The organism is Paracoccus sp. S4493 (genome assembly GCF_000967735.1).
In the GTDB taxonomy this organism is placed as follows: Bacteria; Pseudomonadota; Alphaproteobacteria; order Rhodobacterales; family Rhodobacteraceae; genus Paracoccus; species Paracoccus marcusii.
Genome location: NZ_JXYF01000122.1, coordinates 1 through 523 on the forward strand (window position 1 = coordinate 1; position 523 = coordinate 523).

Sequence of the window (523 nt, forward strand, 5' to 3'; positions counted from 1 at the left end):
GCATGGCGGGCCGGGGGCAGGGGCTAGCGCAGGACGTAGTCGACCTGCGATCCGTCCTCGGCCGCAAATCGGACATGGACCAGCGTCGCATCCGCATACCACAGGTCGCGGTTCAGCCCGCCGCGCAGCGCGTAATGCGTGGCGGCGACCGTGCCCGACCCGGTGGCCACGTTTTCTGTGCCCAGGTTGCTGACGCTGATCGGGTCGGTGCTGCCGTCGATGGTGTTCAGCACCGCCGATGACCGCACCATGTCGGCGTTCCACAGGCTGGCCGGGATCAGCGAGGTCGCACCGACCCGGATGTCATGCGGCGTGCCGTTGTCATCCGTGCGCGAGGCCAGGCCGGCCAGCTGGCCGCCACGCCAGGTCTCGGTGCTGGTCTGGGAAAAGCGATAGGCGGCGACGCCGATCACCGGGACCTTGACCTTGACGTCGGTGGCGATGTCCACGGTGAGGTCGTCGCCCGATCCGCGGAAAGTTACGACATAGTCGCCGATGTCGCGGTCCTTGCGGATCACGTCGA

Annotated in this window: 1 protein-coding gene; it reads right to left on the reverse strand. The window is 67.9% G+C overall.

Annotated features, from left to right (window positions below; all coding sequences use genetic code 11):
- Positions 1-23: 23 nt before the first annotated feature.
- Positions 24-523: DUF6134 family protein (locus TW83_RS21170; protein WP_045983473.1), on the reverse strand; the 500-nt coding region annotated here is incomplete at its 5' end.